The sequence below is a fragment of the Antrihabitans auranticaus genome, from assembly GCF_016481275.1.
In the GTDB taxonomy this organism is placed as follows: domain Bacteria; phylum Actinomycetota; class Actinomycetes; order Mycobacteriales; family Mycobacteriaceae; genus Antrihabitans.
This window is the reverse complement of sequence record NZ_JAEMNW010000002.1, coordinates 341,139-356,184: the sequence shown is the minus strand read 5'-3', so window position 1 is coordinate 356,184 and position 15,046 is coordinate 341,139. Positions and strand designations below refer to the sequence as shown.

17 protein-coding genes are annotated in these 15,046 nt (G+C 65.3%); 9 read left to right on the top strand and 8 right to left on the bottom strand.

The window, feature by feature from the left end; all coding sequences use genetic code 11:
- Nucleotides 1–200 precede the first annotated feature (200 nt).
- The 3 genes from JGU72_RS09635 (at nt 201) to JGU72_RS09625 (ending at nt 4,384) form a co-directional block, all read left to right on the top strand.
- Nucleotides 201–2,462: an MMPL family transporter gene (locus JGU72_RS09635; RefSeq protein WP_199683594.1), complete on the top strand. Its 2,262-nt coding sequence runs from the start codon at nt 201–203 to the stop codon at nt 2,460–2,462.
- Nucleotides 2,463–2,537: 75 nt separating this feature from the next.
- On the top strand, nt 2,538–3,563 hold the full coding sequence (locus JGU72_RS09630) for a putative nucleotidyltransferase substrate binding domain-containing protein (RefSeq protein WP_199683593.1): 1,026 nt from the start codon (nt 2,538–2,540) through the stop codon (nt 3,561–3,563).
- Nucleotides 3,560–4,384, top strand: a complete 825-nt coding sequence (locus JGU72_RS09625; RefSeq protein WP_307828368.1) for a Fic/DOC family protein — start codon at nt 3,560–3,562, stop codon at nt 4,382–4,384. The genes JGU72_RS09630 and JGU72_RS09625 overlap by 4 nt, the downstream gene beginning before the upstream one ends.
- On the opposite strand, the gene JGU72_RS09620 is transcribed toward JGU72_RS09625, so the two are convergent.
- The 7 genes from JGU72_RS09620 to JGU72_RS09590 form a co-directional block, all read right to left on the bottom strand.
- A complete protein-coding gene (locus JGU72_RS09620; RefSeq protein ID WP_199683592.1) occupies nt 4,359–4,694 on the bottom strand; it encodes a YnfA family protein in 336 nt (111 codons plus the stop codon). The genes JGU72_RS09625 and JGU72_RS09620 overlap by 26 nt on opposite strands.
- Entirely contained in the window at nt 4,691–4,996 is a 306-nt protein-coding gene (locus JGU72_RS30690; protein WP_233531831.1) for a hypothetical protein, read from the bottom strand. The genes JGU72_RS09620 and JGU72_RS30690 overlap by 4 nt, the downstream gene beginning before the upstream one ends.
- A 42-nt stretch (nt 4,997–5,038) precedes the next feature.
- Nucleotides 5,039–5,506, bottom strand: coding sequence for a CBS domain-containing protein (locus tag JGU72_RS09610; protein WP_199683591.1), 468 nt, complete (start codon nt 5,504–5,506; stop codon nt 5,039–5,041).
- A gap of 130 nt (nt 5,507–5,636) precedes the next feature.
- Nucleotides 5,637–7,355, bottom strand: coding sequence for a sensor histidine kinase (locus tag JGU72_RS09605; protein WP_199683590.1), 1,719 nt, complete (start codon nt 7,353–7,355; stop codon nt 5,637–5,639).
- A 24-nt stretch (nt 7,356–7,379) separates the two neighbouring features.
- Nucleotides 7,380–8,237 (bottom strand): SDR family NAD(P)-dependent oxidoreductase, encoded by an 858-nt coding sequence (locus tag JGU72_RS09600; RefSeq protein ID WP_199683589.1) that lies wholly within the window; start codon nt 8,235–8,237, stop codon nt 7,380–7,382.
- Nucleotides 8,237–9,199, bottom strand: coding sequence for a carbohydrate kinase family protein (locus tag JGU72_RS09595; protein ID WP_199683588.1), 963 nt, complete (start codon nt 9,197–9,199; stop codon nt 8,237–8,239). Before JGU72_RS09595 ends, JGU72_RS09600 begins: the two co-directional genes overlap by 1 nt.
- A 193-nt stretch (nt 9,200–9,392) precedes the next feature.
- Nucleotides 9,393–9,749, bottom strand: coding sequence for a HesB/IscA family protein (locus JGU72_RS09590; RefSeq protein ID WP_199683587.1), 357 nt, complete (start codon nt 9,747–9,749; stop codon nt 9,393–9,395).
- 338 nt (nt 9,750–10,087) lie between these two features.
- Between JGU72_RS09590 and JGU72_RS09585 the strand changes: the two genes are divergently transcribed.
- Complete coding sequence (locus tag JGU72_RS09585; RefSeq protein WP_199683586.1) at nt 10,088–10,729, top strand: DUF3043 domain-containing protein; 642 nt, start codon at nt 10,088–10,090, stop codon at nt 10,727–10,729.
- On the opposite strand, the gene JGU72_RS09580 is transcribed toward JGU72_RS09585, so the two are convergent.
- On the bottom strand, nt 10,726–10,896 hold the full coding sequence (locus JGU72_RS09580) for a hypothetical protein (RefSeq protein ID WP_199683584.1): 171 nt from the start codon (nt 10,894–10,896) through the stop codon (nt 10,726–10,728). The genes JGU72_RS09585 and JGU72_RS09580 overlap by 4 nt on opposite strands.
- A gap of 86 nt (nt 10,897–10,982) precedes the next feature.
- Between JGU72_RS09580 and JGU72_RS09575 the strand changes: the two genes are divergently transcribed.
- From JGU72_RS09575 to JGU72_RS09555, 5 genes are read left to right on the top strand one after another with little or no spacing between them, the layout of a single operon-like run.
- On the top strand, nt 10,983–11,957 hold the full coding sequence (locus JGU72_RS09575; RefSeq protein WP_199683582.1) for a GlxA family transcriptional regulator: 975 nt from the start codon (nt 10,983–10,985) through the stop codon (nt 11,955–11,957).
- Between the two features lie 4 nt (nt 11,958–11,961).
- Entirely contained in the window at nt 11,962–12,495 is a 534-nt protein-coding gene (cobU, locus tag JGU72_RS09570) for a bifunctional adenosylcobinamide kinase/adenosylcobinamide-phosphate guanylyltransferase (protein ID WP_307828367.1), read from the top strand.
- A 12-nt stretch (nt 12,496–12,507) separates the two neighbouring features.
- Nucleotides 12,508–13,548: a nicotinate-nucleotide--dimethylbenzimidazole phosphoribosyltransferase gene (gene cobT, locus JGU72_RS09565; RefSeq protein WP_199683580.1), complete on the top strand. Its 1,041-nt coding sequence runs from the start codon at nt 12,508–12,510 to the stop codon at nt 13,546–13,548.
- A 10-nt stretch (nt 13,549–13,558) separates the two neighbouring features.
- Nucleotides 13,559–14,305, top strand: coding sequence for an adenosylcobinamide-GDP ribazoletransferase (locus JGU72_RS09560; RefSeq protein WP_199683579.1), 747 nt, complete (start codon nt 13,559–13,561; stop codon nt 14,303–14,305).
- 30 nt (nt 14,306–14,335) lie between these two features.
- Nucleotides 14,336–15,043: an MBL fold metallo-hydrolase gene (locus JGU72_RS09555; RefSeq protein ID WP_199683578.1), complete on the top strand. Its 708-nt coding sequence runs from the start codon at nt 14,336–14,338 to the stop codon at nt 15,041–15,043.
- Nucleotides 15,044–15,046: the final 3 nt, after the last annotated feature.

The window sequence follows — 15,046 nt, the reverse complement described above, 5'->3', positions numbered from 1 at the left end:
GCACATCCGCCACCGTGGCGACGGGGTCGGCAGCCACAGTAGGCCGGCACCGATCTGTCCTACGCGAACTTGTCCGGGCTTGGCTTGGCGGCAATACATGCATTTATACGCATATAGATACCTGAAAGGCGCTTGCAGTTTCTCCGCTTTCGACCGTAGATTCAGGAACTACCGAACCGCCGCGACACCAAGGGGCTGCGATGGCCGATACGACCTCGACCGTCCGCCCACGCCCGCCCGTCGAGGCCGCGGGAACTAGCCTCGGTTACCGATGGGCACAGGCGATCGCCCGGCTTCGCCGACCCCTACTTGCGCTCTGGGCAGCCCTCCTCGTCGCGTGTGCCCTTGCCTACCCCGCGCTGAATTCACGCCTCGAAGCGCCGGACTTCACAGCTGACGTCGCCGAGTCGACGTCTGTCGACCGGATGATCGAGGAGTATTTCCCGCAACTCGGCGCCGAACAGAACATCGTCGTATTCGACTCTGCCGATCGCACATTCGATTCGACCGAGTACCGATCGCTCGTCTCCCGCACGCTCGACGCCGTCCGCACGACCGACGGCGTGGTATCGGTCCAGGGCCCCGTCGACAACCGCCAGATTTCGCAGGACCGCAGGTCCGCATTCGCTGTCGTCGGCCTCGACGGCAGCGTTGCGGAGCGATCCGCGACAGCCGCCGACCTCGCCGAAACGCTGGCAGCCGCCTCGACCGCTGACATCGATGTCGTCGTCACCGGATACTCGCCGATCCAGAACGGCATCGTCGACGCCGAGACGGTCGACGTCGAGCGGGCCGAGACATTCGGCATTCCAGTCGCACTCATCCTGTTGATCTTGGCGCTGGGCGCCTTCGTTGCCGCAATTGTGCCGATATCGGTCGCGGTTGCTGGAATTCTTTCCTGCATCGGCACACTGTTCCTGCTGACCCACTTCTTGCCACTGCCATCGCTCGTCGTCTCGATCGCCACCATGATCGGCACCGGAATCGGTATCGACTACGCAATGTTCCTCGTCACGCGGTTCCGCGAGGAGCTGGCGGTTCGCGGCGTCCAACACCGGAGCGAGGAGGCCGAGATCACGGCCGCTCTCGGCGCTGCCCTCGCCACCACGGGCAAGAACATCGTCGCCTCCGGACTCATCGTCGTGATCTCGCTGTGCTCCCTGGTCATCGTCGAAGCGCCGATCTTCCGGGCAATTGCGGTCGGCGTCGGACTCGCGGTCGTGTGCACTCTTATCGTCGGGCTGACTTTGCTGCCTGCGCTGTTGGCCACGCTCGGACCCGCGGTGAATCGCGGCGCACTCCCCGCGCGACTGCGGCCCGCACATTCCGAGGCCGACCATGACGGGTCCGCTGGGATGTGGGCACGCTGGGCCGGGGTTGTCATGCGGCGGCCGGTGCTCTTCGGATTCGCCGCAACCGCAGCCCTTCTCCTCGCCGCCTATCCCGTGACCGACCTGAAGTACGGCCTGGACATGGGCCTGCCCGCGCTGGCGGGCACTCCGACCGGACACGGCCTCGATGTTCTCGAAGAGAAATTCCAGGCCGGTTTGCTGTCTCCCGTCGAGATCGTCGTCACGGGTGCCGACGAAGGCCCGCTCAGTGGACAGAACACGACCGACGCAATGGCATTCGTCTCCGCGCTGCAGGATCTTCCCGATGTCGTGGATGCCTTCCCGCAGACCGTCGACGGGCGGATGATGATCACCGCGATTCCGGCGACTTCGTTCGACACCACCGAAGCAAGTGACCTGATCCTGGATCTTCGCGCTGCCGCGGCCGCTGTCAGTGCCGACAACGGACCGGAGATCTATGTCGGTGGCGCGACGGCGGAATTCATCGATATCTCCGACGAGATCACGAGCAAGTTCCCGTGGGTCGTCACGCTGGTGCTGTTGTCGTCGCTGATCTTCCTGATCTTCATCTTCCGCAGCCTGTTACTGCCGCTCAAGGCGATCGCGATGAACCTACTTGCGACCGGAGCGGCGATCGGCCTCACGGTCGCGATCTTCCAGTGGGGCTGGGGCTCGTCAGCGCTGGCATTCCACAGCCCCGGATTCCTGCAGGTCTTTCTCCCCACGATCGTGTTCGCGATGCTCTTCGGCCTGTCGATGGATTACGAGGTCTTTCTCATCGGGCGCATGAAGGAGAGCTGGGAGGGCGGGGATACCGCAGACCCGAATCGCAACGAGAACGCCGTGTGCGAAGGCATCGACCACACCGCCCGGCCGATCACTGCGGCCGCGGCGATCATGGTCGCCGTGTTCGGCAGCTTCGTGACGGCCGAGGTACTCGAACTGAAACAGATCGGTCTCGCGCTGGCCATAGCCATTGCGATCGACGCGATCGTCATCCGGCTGGTGCTGGTGCCCGCGCTGATGCGCTTGTTCGGTCCGTGGAACTGGTGGTTTCCCGGCCGACGGGTCCGGGTTGCGGAACGACCGCGGACGTCCCCTCGGTCGTGAGTTCCTGTTCGGCGAGTGGGTCACGAGCCGGACGTTGCCGCGCGGCCGGCGAGCGCTGATGCCACAATCGGGCCTATGTCCGTCCCGGAGGTCGCCGTCGAGTTGTGCGAGCGGATCGACGAGGCTTCCGACGATGCGGCCCTCGTCGACGCGGTAGCGCACGCTCGCACTGTCCTCACCGCTGCAGCGACACGCGGCCTGCCCCCAACGCGCCTCGCGGCGGGTTGGTCGGCGGTAGTGCGCAGTGGGGTCGCCGCGGCCTCGGGATTCGGTGTCCCCGCGTCGCGTTCCAGCTGGAACTGGTACGTGTCAGGCAGCACCGCGCGCGGCGAAGCGCTGCCCGGTTCCGACGTCGAGACAATGCTCGTCGTCGACGAGGACAGCGAACTGCGGCACGCGGCCGACCACGCAGCGTCCGTACACGCGATCCTCGATCGCTGCCGGATCTTCGGCGACGACAAGGGCGCAACGGCTTCGCGCGCCCGGTTCTGCCGGACGGCCGAACAGTGGACTGCTGGAATCGCTTCCTGGACAACGGACCCCGTGGCCGATCGCGGGGTAGTGATGGCGGGTCTCCTCGCCGATGCCCGGTCCGTCAGCGACGCGAACGACGACCTGCGGCTCGCCCTGCTCGACGCGATACGCGGTCGCGAAAACGCGCTTTCCTTCATGCTCACCGACACCCTCGCAGCGCGTGCGCACTTCCCCTCGCGGCTCCGACTTCTTGCTCCGCGGGAAGACCGGGTCGACATCAAAGCTGCTGCGCTGCAACCCATCGTAGCGATTTCCCGCTGGGCAGCGCTGAGCGCGGGGGTACCGGCGCTGGCAACCGTCGACCGTCTCGCCGCTGTCGGCGGCAGCCGGTACCTCGATGCCGACGACGCATCGGTATTACGCGAGTGCCACGTGATTCTCACCAGGATTCGCTGGAACCATCACGCCCAACTACTCGCGCAGGACCTGCCGCTCGACGACGAACTGGCACTCTCCTCGCTCCCGCCGCACGACCGCGCGCTGGTCCGCGGAGTTGGGCGTGAGGTCACCCGCATCAGGCGCAAGCTCGGCTTTCTCGCGTCGACGTCGTCGTTCACGCACCGGTGACCGACTTCGGATCGCTGCACCAGAGACTCACTGCGCAGCAACGCGACGCGCTGCTGCAAACCATTGCAGCAGAGGCCCTCGAGGGCTGGAGCCCGACCGCGGAGAACACCAGCGACCTCGTCGATCTGCTGCTTGGCCGCGTCTTGTACGGCGCGTACCTGGGCAAGTATCTCGGCCGGGCACGCGAGAACCACGGGCACCGACAACGAAAGCTCATCGCGCGGCGCAGGCCCTACCTGATTCCCGGGACTACTGTGTTGCGCAACAACTTCGACATCGAGGACGCCGCTGCCCTGCAGCACTTGGAGTTCGTCAGCACCGCCGGCCGCCTGGTGCGAATGCACACCCGCACGACTTCGCCCGACGGCGTCGCGGATCCCCTTGTGCTGCATCAGGAACTCTTCGCCGATGTGTATTCGTGGGCAGGCCGGCTCCGCATCGTCGACATTCGAAAGGGTGACTCATGGTTCGCGCCCGTCGATATTCTCGACGAGCGAATGGCCGAAATAATCACTACCGCAACAGAGATCGCCGGCTCGACAGGCACCGACAGCGTGCTCGCCTACCGGCTGGCCCAGTTGTACGCCCTCTACAACCACACCCATCCCTTTCGAGAAGGCAACGGGCGCACGGGCACGCTGTTCCTGCAACGTGTCGCGGCACGGTCAGGTCGGCGGCTTGACCTCACAGCGGTCACCCGCGCCGACTGGCTGCAGGCCTCACGCGATTCGATGCCCTTCCGCCGCGACGGTGTTCCCGATCACCGGCCGTTCCTCGGCGTGCTGCTGCGTGCGCTCACCCCGCGCGTGGGACGTACATGATGACCCCGACGCCGACCACGCAGATTACAGCACCCACCACATCCCAGCGATCGGGCCGAAATCCGTCGAACACCATTCCCCACGCCAGCGAACCAACGACGAACACGCCGCCGTAGGCGGCGAGGATGCGGCCGAAATTCGCATCCGCCTGCAGCGTTGCGACGAATCCGTATGCGCCCAAAGCCAAGACACCCACGCCTGCCCACACCATGCCCCGGTGCTCCCGAATCCCCTGCCACACGAGCCACGCGCCGTCGATCTCGAGCACCGCGGCGACCGCGAACAGCGCGATCGACTTCGCGACCGTCACCGCATCAACTCCGATACCAGAACCTCCGCGCCCGGCGGAGCTGTCACCGTCAATTCGACAGCGCGGTCCCGGAAGACCATCGTGAAATCCAGGAACACGCAGCACTCTCGTTCGGCGACCACGAGGGCGGCGAGGTCGGCTGCGCGGTCGGCGGGCAGCGTCGCGCGTGCGCCGCCCGGCACCTCGTCGACGTCACAGCCGTCGAGCACAGTGCGCCACTGCGTGATCCGGTCCGAGTAATCTGCCGCCCCGAGTGAACACGCGATCGGTGCGGCAGCTTCGGACTCCGACGTTCTCTGCACGCCGTCCACGCTAGACCTTCGAGCCCACCCGAGGGTCCGGACTCAACCGCCGTGGCTTCGCATCATTGCCGCGAAGATGTTCCGCCAGCTCACCATTCCGCACAGTTGCCCGTTGCTGACGACGGGAATGGCGCGCAGTCCCTTGGAAAGCATCACGTCGACGATGTCGGTCAGGCGCGTGTGGATGGTGACGCTGGCTGCCGGCTCGGCGAAGTGGAAGACCGCAGCTGTCATCCGTTTTGCGAGCGTGACGTCGGACCAGCTAACTCCACCCGACCACAGGCCGAGCATCTCTGCCTTGGCGACCGATTCCTCGGTGACGAGGGCAACCACAGCTCCAGCGTTGTCGAGGACCGGCACGGTGCCGAGCCCACTCGCCATAACGGCATCGAGCACTTCATGCAGCTGAGCACCGGATTGCAGACTGACAACTGGGGTGCTCATCAGGTCGAACGCGTAGATGGATTCCACGGTGGGGTCGAAATGCATGGGGAAATCGGAAATCGACATTGAATGCGCGGTCTCCCTCGATTGGGTGTCCGATAGAGCTTCCACCCTTGCCCGGCGCTATTCCAGCGGACTTGGACCCCCGAGTCATGGGACCAAAGTCCCTCCGGCACGGGACCTTCGTCCTTCTCGATCAGCCGAGGGGCACGGTCCACACGAGGTGCACACCACCGCCGGGTACCGAAAGCACCGTGAACGAGCCTTTCGCGGCACGCGCCCGTTCGTCGAGATCGTCGAGACCGCTGCGCGTCAACGTCGCAGGCAGGCCACCGCCGTTGTCGGTGACTTCGATGGTCAGCGACTCGTCGACCGTCACGGTCACCGCGATCGTCGTTGCCCACGAATGTCTGACGGCATTGCTCACCGCCTCGCGAACAACCGCCTCGGCGTCGTCGGCAAGCGTCGAATTGACGATCGAAAGTGGCCCGCTCACATGCAGTGTGGCCTTGATCGCGGAGTTTCGCTTCAACTGCGCGATCGCCAGGTCCAGCCGTTCGCGCAACCGCGCGGGCCCCGCGAGTCCGGACTGCAGACCGAAGATCGTGCTGCGAATGTCCTGCACGACGTCCTGCAATTCGTCGATGGCAATCAGCACGCGGCGCCGCACCTCGGGCGACTGAGCGCGGGTGACCGTGCCCTGCAACGAAAGTCCGACGGCGAAGATCAGCTGGATCGCATGATCGTGCAGGTCCCGCGCGATGCGGTCGCGGTCGGTGAGAACGTCGAGTTCGCGCATCTGCCGTTGCGCGGTCGACATTTGCAACGCCAGCGCGGCGTGGTCGGCGAACGTAATCATCGTCTCGAACTCGTCGTCCGAGAACTGCTGTGCACCCTTGCGCCGGAGAATCACCAAGATGCCGCTGGCACTGTCGGCCGCGCGTAGCGGCAGCACGAGGGCCGGTCCGGTGTGGTCGACGAGCACGGGGTTGCGGTTGTCGAACTCCTCGAACCTGCTCGGGGCCCGGTCACGGTACGCGCGACCGATCGGCGTTCCAGAAACCGACAGGGGCATGTGGATCATTCGGTCGCTGTCGTGCCCCGTCGCTTCGGTCACCACGATCGCGGCGGCGGGCAGGGTCGGATCTTCCGGCACTGCAAGGAAACTGGTGTCCGCGCGCGCCAGTTCGGCTGCCAGACGCGTGATCAACCTGAAGACGGTGGGGCCGTCGGCCCCGGCGAGCAGTTCCGTTCCGATATCGCGTGTGGCCTCGATCAGCTGCTGCCGCGTCCTGACCCGTTCGTAGAGTCGGGCATTTTCGATCGCGACGCCGGCCGCAGACGCCAATGCCTGCAGCATCACTTCGTCCTCGACCGTGAAGGACTGGCCGTTCGACTTCTCCGTCAGGTACAGATTGCCGAAGACCTCGTCCCGGATCCGAACCGGCACGCCGAGGAAACTCGTCATCGGCGGGTGATTGACCGGGAATCCGATCGACGCCGGATGCTGGGTCAGATCGTCGAGGCGGAGCGGCTCGGGATGGTCGATGACCTGCCCGAGAACACCGCCACCGGCAGGCAGCGGTCCGATCGATTCGCGCGTCGCCGCGTCGATGCCCTCGTACAGAAACTCCGAAAGTTCGTGCCCCTGCCCGCGCACCCCGAGTGCGCCGTAGCGCGCATCGACGAGTTCGATCGCCGTGTGCACGATGGTCCGCAGCGTCTCGTCGAGCTCGAGGCCGGACGTGACCACCAGCATCGCTTCGACCAGCCGGTCCATTCGGTCGCGGGCATCGACGACCTTGGCGATCCTGATCTGGACCTCGTTCAACAACTCCCGCAACCGGAGCTGCGAGAGCGTTTCGCGCAACGGGGCGGCGTGGTGACGTCTTTCGTCACCTGAGGGCGCAGGCACCGCGCCATTCTCACACCTCGAGAGCTAGTTTTTCCGGTCCGACGGCGGAATCGGGTCGATTCCAACGAAAGTGCAGCTCCGCAGGTACAGATCTTCTTGCTTTTTGAGGTTTCGTGCCGTCCGGCTGACCGGCAGTGGTCGCTGGGCAGTCAGGAAATCGCCCGTCCGGCCGCGATGCTCAGGCGCCAGTGCGAGGTCCGCGCTGAGCTTTGCGGGCTTGTCTGCCGAGATGAGCGCGAGGCGAAAGACGCTGTAGATCGGCTTCGGCAGGTCGCGGTAGATCTCCGAGTCGACGCCGCCGGGATGCATCGCGTTGGTGGCGATCCCCTCCGGCAGGCGCCGTGCGAGCGCGTAGTTGAACATCGCGTTCGCGAGCTTGGACTGCGCGTACGCCGTCAACGTGAAGTAGAACTTCCGCCCGCGGAAGGTGTCGGGATCGATACCGCCGATGTTGTGCACGATCGAGGAAAGGTGGACGATCCTCGCGTCACCCGACTCGGCGGCCTTCAGGTTCGGCAGCAGAAGGTGGGTGAGCAGGAACGGCCCGAGATAGTTTGCACCGAATTGCATCTCGAAGCCGTCTTCGGTGAACTGCTGGCCCACCGGAGACGCGCCTGCGTTGTTGATCAGGGCGTCGATCTGCGGATTGTTCTCCGCGAGTTCGGCAGCGAAGCGCCGGACGTGGTCCAGCGAAGAGAGATCGAGCGAAATAATTTCGAGGTCGGCCGATGGCGTGCGCTGCAGGATCTCTTCGCGCGCGGCTTTCGCCTTGTCGAGGTTCCGGCACGCCATGACCACCTTGGCGCCGCGAGCGGCGACATCGTGCGCGGTTGCGAGACCGATGCCTGCGTTCGCACCGGTGATGACAACTGTTTTCGGCATCAGACTCTGCTGCCGATCTCTTCTGCGGCCGTCGCTCCGTACGCATCGGCTAGCCGCTGCAACGCAACCTCGCGATCGAACGTCCACTCTTGCGTGCCGGTCGTTTCGAGCACAAGGACCGCAACGAGGGACCCCAGTTGGGCGGATCGCTCGACGGTCAGGCCCAGGCTGTGCCCGGTGAGGAAGCCTGCCCGGAACCCATCGCCGACGCCTGTCGGGTCGACCTTCGCGTTCTCCGGTACAACCGATACCCGCACGAGTGAGCCGTCCGAATCGACGATCTCCACGCCCTTCGAGCCGAGTGTCGTCACGCGCATTCCGACCCTCGCGGCGACCTGGTTCTCACTGAGCCCGGTCTTGCTGCGGAGCAGGCCCCACTCGTACTCGTTCGTGAACAGGTAGGCGGCGCCGTCGATCAATGCGGCTGTCTGCTCGCCGCTCAGTCGCGCCAACTGCTGGGACGGGTCCGCAGCGAACGGAATGCCGAGCGCGCGGCATTCTTCGGTGTGGCGCGCCATCGCGTCCGGATCGTTCGCGCCGATGAGCACGAGATCGGGTGCCGGGGACAGGTCGCCGATCGAGATATCGCGAGCTTCGCTCATTGCACCGGGGTAGAACGACGCGATCTGCGCCATCGACTCGTCGGTGGTGCACACGAAACGTGCGGTGTGCGCAGTCTCCGAGACACGGACACCCGAGCAATCAACATTCGACGCCTCGAGCCAGGTCTGGTACTCGGCGAAGTCCGGACCGACCGCCCCGACAAGCACTGCCGCGCCGCCGAGTTGCCCGATCGCGTACGCGATATTGCCCCCGACTCCCCCGCGCCGGACCACGAGGTCGTCGACCAGGAAGCTCAGCGAAATGTGCTCGAGCTGGTCGGCGAGCAACAACTCCGAGAACCGCCCCGGGAACTTCATCAGATGATCGGTTGCAATGGACCCAGAAACGGCAATGGTCACGCGGGTTGGCCTTTCAGCAGTGAATGACCCGAGACCGGGCCGGCGACGTCTGACTCGAGCTTAGCGACGCAGGGCCCACGAGTGGGCAAGCGGCGTCAAGAGAGGCTACTCGGCCGAGAGGTTGGACATGATTCAACGAGGCCCTTCATCGAAGGACCTCGTTGAGAGGAGATATTCGCGTGTGACCCGAGCGTCAGTTGAAGCTGTCGCCGCAGGCGCAAGAACCGGTCGCGTTCGGGTTGTCGATCGTGAAGCCCTGCTTTTCGATGGTGTCGACGAAGTCGATCGATGCGCCTTCGACGTACGGTGCGCTCATCCGGTCGACGATCAGCGATACGCCGCTGCAATCCTTGACCAGGTCGCCATCGAGGGACCGGTCGTCGAAGAACAGCTGGTAGCGCAGGCCGGCGCAGCCACCGGGCTGCACGGCGATCCGCAGCGCAAGGTCGTCACGGCCTTCCTGGTCGAGCAGAGCCTTGGCCTTGGCCGCAGCCGCATCGCTCAAGCTCACGCCGTGAGTGGTGGTGGCGGTCTCGTTCTGTACAGTCATGGACTCTCCCTGTAGGCACGCGCGTTCAAACTCTCTGAACGCTTCAACGGTACTCCCGCTACGCCTATTCCTCGAAATGACAGACGGGCGACACTTCCCACAGTGCTCGACGGTGTGTCGACGCCGGCCGCGTGAGGTTGCCTACCGAACAGGCGCGCAGCGCACCATCCGCCAACGAACCACCACAACAACAGCCCCCTCGACGATCGGCACGCAGGTTCGCCCACCGAACAGGCGCCCGGCGAACCAGCGCCCGAGAAGCCCTCACGACAGCCGCCTGGTCGACGCTCCCCAAGTCCGAATTCTCCATTTCCAGAAACTTCCCATAGCCTGGACTCGTGAAGTTGTTACGTCGAGGTGGCTCCGACGACTCGGACCGAAGCACCGAAACCGAATCGTCGACCGAGACCGCGACGGTCTCCCTCGGAAAAGGGCGTCCAACGCCGAAGCGCAAGGACGCGGAGGCGCGTCGCCGCGGACCCGTTGCGCCTGCGCCCAGGACGGCGAAGGAGGCGCGCGCCCGCAAACGCGCCAATCGCGGTTCGAAGGCGGATCGCAAAGCCGCTTCGAATCAGCGGCGTGAGGCGGCGCAGATTCGCCGGGCTGGCATGGCGGCCGGCGACGACAAGTATCTGCTGCCCCGCGACAAGGGACCCGTCAAGGCGTTCGTCCGGGACATCATCGATGCTCGACGCAACCTTGTCGGCATGTTCATGCCGCTCGCACTGGTTCTGATCGCGACGATGTTCATCAGCCCCGTGCTGAGTTCGATCGTCACCCTTGCCATGTTGATCATGATGCTGTTCATGCTCGGCGAGGGTTTCTACCTCGGGAAGATGGTGAACCGCCGGGTTCGCGAGCGCTTCCCCGACGCCACCGACACCGGGTTCAAACTCGGCTGGTACGCGTTCACCCGGGCGTCGCAGATTAAGAAGATGCGACTGCCCAAGCCCCGCGTGAAGCCCGGGGACGCGGTCTAGCACTCACCATGCCCGCGCCGGTCGACTGCAATGACCTCGGCGAACATCCGCTCGGCGTCGCGGTCGGCCGGGTAACCGCTGCCCATGTAGCCGCTAGGCCGGAAGAAGTCGCGAAACCGCTCGACGAAGCCGGTGAGCGAGTGTGTGGGGAACGTCGAAGTACTCATGGCAGTAAGTTTGCGTTCATAGATTTCCTGCCGAAAGTGGCTGAACTGACGTTGTGCATCAATATTCTGCCAACTAGGCTGGACGGATGTTGAAGACGGTTGCCACCGTGCTGGTCGAGCCCGCGACAATGTTCGAACTGGGCGTCGTCTGCGAAGTTTTCGGCCTCGACCGAACCGATGACGGGTTGCCCGCCATCGACTTTCGCGTGTGCGGCAGAGAACCGGGCGTGCAATTGCAGGTGTCGAGCCCCGGGGTGACCGTGACGCCGGAGTTCGGGCTGGACGGGTTGCGCGGTGCCGACCTCGTTGCGATTCCCGCGTCGAAGAAGACCCGCAACTATCCGCCCGACATCATCGAAGCGATCCAGGACGCATTCGAGGCCGGCGCCATCGTGCTCACCGTCTGCTCCGGCGCCTTTCTCGCGGGCGCGGCCGGGTTGCTCGACGACCGAAAGTGCACGACGCACTGGCGCTACACCGACGACCTCGCCGCGATGTTCCCGAAGGCGACCGTCGATCCGGACGTGTTGTTCGTCGACGCCGGCAACCTGATCACGAGTGCCGGAACTTCGGCGGGCATCGACGCCTGCCTGCACCTCGTCCGCCGCGAACTCGGAAGTTCCGTCGCGAACGCCATCGCTCGGCGCATGGTCGTGCCGCCGCAGCGCGACGGTGGTCAGCGACAGTTCATAGAGCAGCCGATCGTCGAATGCCGCTCGGACAGCCTGAGCTCGATACTGCAATGGATGACCGCCAATCTGGAGTTGCCTCTGACCGTCGAGGACCTCGCCGCACGGTCAGCAATGTCTACGCGCACGTTCGCCAGAAAGTTCGCCGCCGAGACGGGAACCACACCGGTGAAGTGGCTGACGAACCAGCGGGTGCTCCGCGCGAAGCATCTGCTCGAGGAGACCGACTTGGGGCTGGAAGCCATTGCGAGCCGCTCCGGATTCGGCTCCGGTGCATTGCTGCGCCATCACTTCAACCGGGTCGTCGGCCTTCCACCGGTCGACTATCGTCGCCGCTTCGGCAACCAGACAGCACCGGTTGGTAGCGTCTAACCTCGTGCTTTCCGCCGACCGGCCACTCCGGACACTCGTCCTGGGTGGAGCGCGTTCAGGAAAGTCGGCGCACGCCGAGCAATTGGCCAGCGTTGCCGGATCGGCTGTTCGCTACATCGCCACCGCGCGCGTCGATGCCGCCGACCACGATTTCCAGCGCCGCATCGCTGCCCATCGGGCCAGGCGACCCAGCACGTGGTCCGTCGTCGAAGACACCGATCTGGCAGCGGCCCTGCGCGCAGTCGACTCCCCCACCCTCGTCGACGACATCGGAACGTGGCTGACTGCCGAGATCGATTCGGCTGCCGCGTGGGAGCTGCCGCGCGGCACTGTCGACACCGTCGATCTTGTCAGCGCCGTTGCGGATTACAGTGAACGCCTCGTACTGGTCAGCCCTGAGGTCGGGCAGGGCGTCATCCCGGCGACCACGTCGGGCAGGCTGTTTCGCGACGAGCTCGGCACACTCAACCAACGCCTCGCGAGCGTCTGCGACGAAGTCGTGTTCGTTGTCGCGGGCTTGCCCATGCGGCTGAAATGAAAGGCCTTTCGCGTGACAGCGTTTCCACCGATCTCACCGCCGGACAACCTGATCCGGAAGCAGGCAGAGGCCCGGCAACTTCAACTCACGAAGCCTGCCGGAGCGCTGGGCCGACTCGAACAGCTCGGTAACTGGATCGCGGCGTGCCAGGGCGCTTGTCCCCCACGCGCTTTCGCGCGTCCGCGGGTTGTCGTCTTCGCCGGCGATCACGGCGTGGCGCGCACCGGGGTCTCGGCCTTTCCGAGCGAGGTCACTGCACAGATGGTCGGCAACTTTCTCGCGGGCGGCGCCGCCGTGAATGCTTTCGCCACGGTGGCCGGCGCGAGCGTTCGGGTCGTCGACATTGCCGTCGACGGTGACACCGACGCATCGATTTCCGCACACAAGGTCAGGCGATCGTCGGGAACGATCACAACCGAAGATGCGCTGAGCCAGGACGAGGCCGAGCAGGCGATTCAGGCGGGACGCGACATCGCCGACGAGGAGGTCGACTCCGGTGCGGACCTCCTCATCGCCGGCGACATGGGAATCGGCAACACCACACCGGCAGCGGTGTTGATCGCTACCTTGACCAACAGCGAGCCCGTTGCTGTTGTCGGGCGAGGCACTGGAATCGACGACGCCGCCTGGAGCCGCAAGACAGCCGCAATCAGGGACGCTATGCGACGCGCTCGTCCGGTCGCGAAGGCACCCGTGACGTTGTTGCGGGTCGCGGCAGGTGCCGATTTCGCCGCGATGGCAGGCTTTCTCGCGCAGGCTGCGATCCGACGGACGCCGGTGATTCTCGACGGCGTCGTCGTTACCGCGGCCGCGTTGGTCGCCGAGGATCTCGCACCGGGCGCCAAGGCCTGGTGGGTAGCGGGACACCGCTCGACCGAACCCGCGCACACGCTGGCGCTTCGTCAACTTCGGCTCGAGCCGTTGGTCGAGTTCGACATGCGACTGGGCGAGGGTTCGGGCGCTCTGGTTGCACTGCCGGTCCTGCACGCGGCGATCGCCACTCTCGCCGAGATGGCGACGTTCGGCGATGCCGGAGTGACAGACAAACAGTGATCACCGACCAGTGACCGGCCCGCGGCTCGCGTTCTCGTGGCTGACAGTCCTGCCTGTCGGCGGTCCGTCGACTGTCGATCGCGGAACCGGCGCCCGAGCAATTGCGTGGGTCCCAGTCGTCGGCGCTGTACTCGGCGCAGTCGCCGCAGGTCTTGCGTGGCTGCTCGGTGCCGCCGGGCTCGATCCCCTGCTCGTTGGATTCGGCGTTGTCGCAGCGTTGGCGTTGAGCACCCGGGGAATGCACGTCGACGGCCTCGCCGACACCTTCGACGGCCTCGGTTGCTACGGCCCGCCCGAGCGCGCCCGTGACGTTATGAAGTCGGGCGGGTGCGGCCCGTTCGGTGTCGCCGCGATCGTGATTTCGGTTGGTGTGCAAGCAGTCTCGTTCGGCGTCCTCGTTTCGGCTGACGCGTGGCTTGCGCTGGCGGTGGCGGTAGCGGCCGGTCGTGTGGCGGTCGTCCTCGCGTGCCGACGCGGCGTCGCGGCCGCCGATGACACCGGATTCGGCGCCCTTGTCGCCGGTACGCAACCGATCGGCGTAGGCGCGGCATGGTCGGCGGTCGTGATAGCGGTCTCGGTGTGGTCCACCGACTCGGTGTGGCAGGGACCGCTCGTCGTACTGCTCGGATTGGTCGCGTCATTGGCCGTCGCGCAGCATTGCATCCGCCGGTTCGGCGGGCTGAGCGGCGACGTCCTTGGCGCGACCATCGAGATCGCCGTGTCGGTAACCGCGGCCGGATTGACCGCCGGGATCTGACCGCCCACCGCGCACAGATACAGTCGACGGATGTCCGATCGCCTCTATTTCCGTCAAATGCTGGCCGGCCGCGATTGGGCCGTCGGCGATCCGATCGCCACCCAGATGCGCAACTTCGCGTATTTGATCGGCGACCGCGAGACAGGCGACTGCCTCGTCGTAGACCCCGCCTACGCTGCCGGCGACCTTGTCGACGCGCTCGAAGCGGACGGCATGCGGCTGTCCGGCGTTCTCGTCACCCACCATCACCCCGACCACGTCGGCGGCGAAATGATGGGGTTCAAGTTGCCCGGCCTCGCCCAACTGCTCGATCGTGTCGGAGTACCCGTGCACGTCAACGAGCATGAGGTGAAATGGGTTTCTCAGGTCACCGGGATATCCGAGAACGATCTCACCGGGCACGCACACCGCGACAAGGTCAGCGTCGGTGCAATCGACATCGAACTGCTGCACACACCGGGCCACACGCCGGGCAGCCAATGCTTCTTACTCGACGGCCGACTGGTCGCTGGTGACACCCTCTTTCTCGAGGGGTGTGGTCGCACCGATTTTCCGGGTGGCGATTCCGACGAGATGTTCCGGAGTTTGCAGAACCTCGCGAAGCTCGACGGCGACCCGACCGTCTTCCCGGGACATTGGTACTCGACGGACCCGAGCGCAGCTCTGTCGACGGTGCGCGACACCAACTACGTGTTCCGGCCGCGCTCGCTCGAGCAGTGGCAAATGATGATGGGCTGACTT

Bases quoted from the DNA above. Each gene is read 5' to 3' on its own strand.
- JGU72_RS09575 (WP_199683582.1), top strand. From the start codon at position 10,983: ATGTTGAAGACGGTTGCCACCGTGCTGGTCGAGCCCGCGACAATGTTC.
- JGU72_RS09555 (WP_199683578.1), top strand. From the start codon at position 14,336: ATGTCCGATCGCCTCTATTTCCGTCAAATGCTGGCCGGCCGCGATTGG.
- JGU72_RS09600 (WP_199683589.1), bottom strand. From the start codon at position 8,237: ATGCCGAAAACAGTTGTCATCACCGGTGCGAACGCAGGCATCGGTCTC.
- JGU72_RS09590 (WP_199683587.1), bottom strand. From the start codon at position 9,749: ATGACTGTACAGAACGAGACCGCCACCACCACTCACGGCGTGAGCTTG.
- JGU72_RS09610 (WP_199683591.1), bottom strand. From the start codon at position 5,506: ATGTCGATTTCCGATTTCCCCATGCATTTCGACCCCACCGTGGAATCC.
- JGU72_RS09580 (WP_199683584.1), bottom strand. From the start codon at position 10,896: ATGAGTACTTCGACGTTCCCCACACACTCGCTCACCGGCTTCGTCGAG.
- JGU72_RS09635 (WP_199683594.1), top strand. From the start codon at position 201: ATGGCCGATACGACCTCGACCGTCCGCCCACGCCCGCCCGTCGAGGCC.
- JGU72_RS09630 (WP_199683593.1), top strand. From the start codon at position 2,538: ATGTCCGTCCCGGAGGTCGCCGTCGAGTTGTGCGAGCGGATCGACGAG.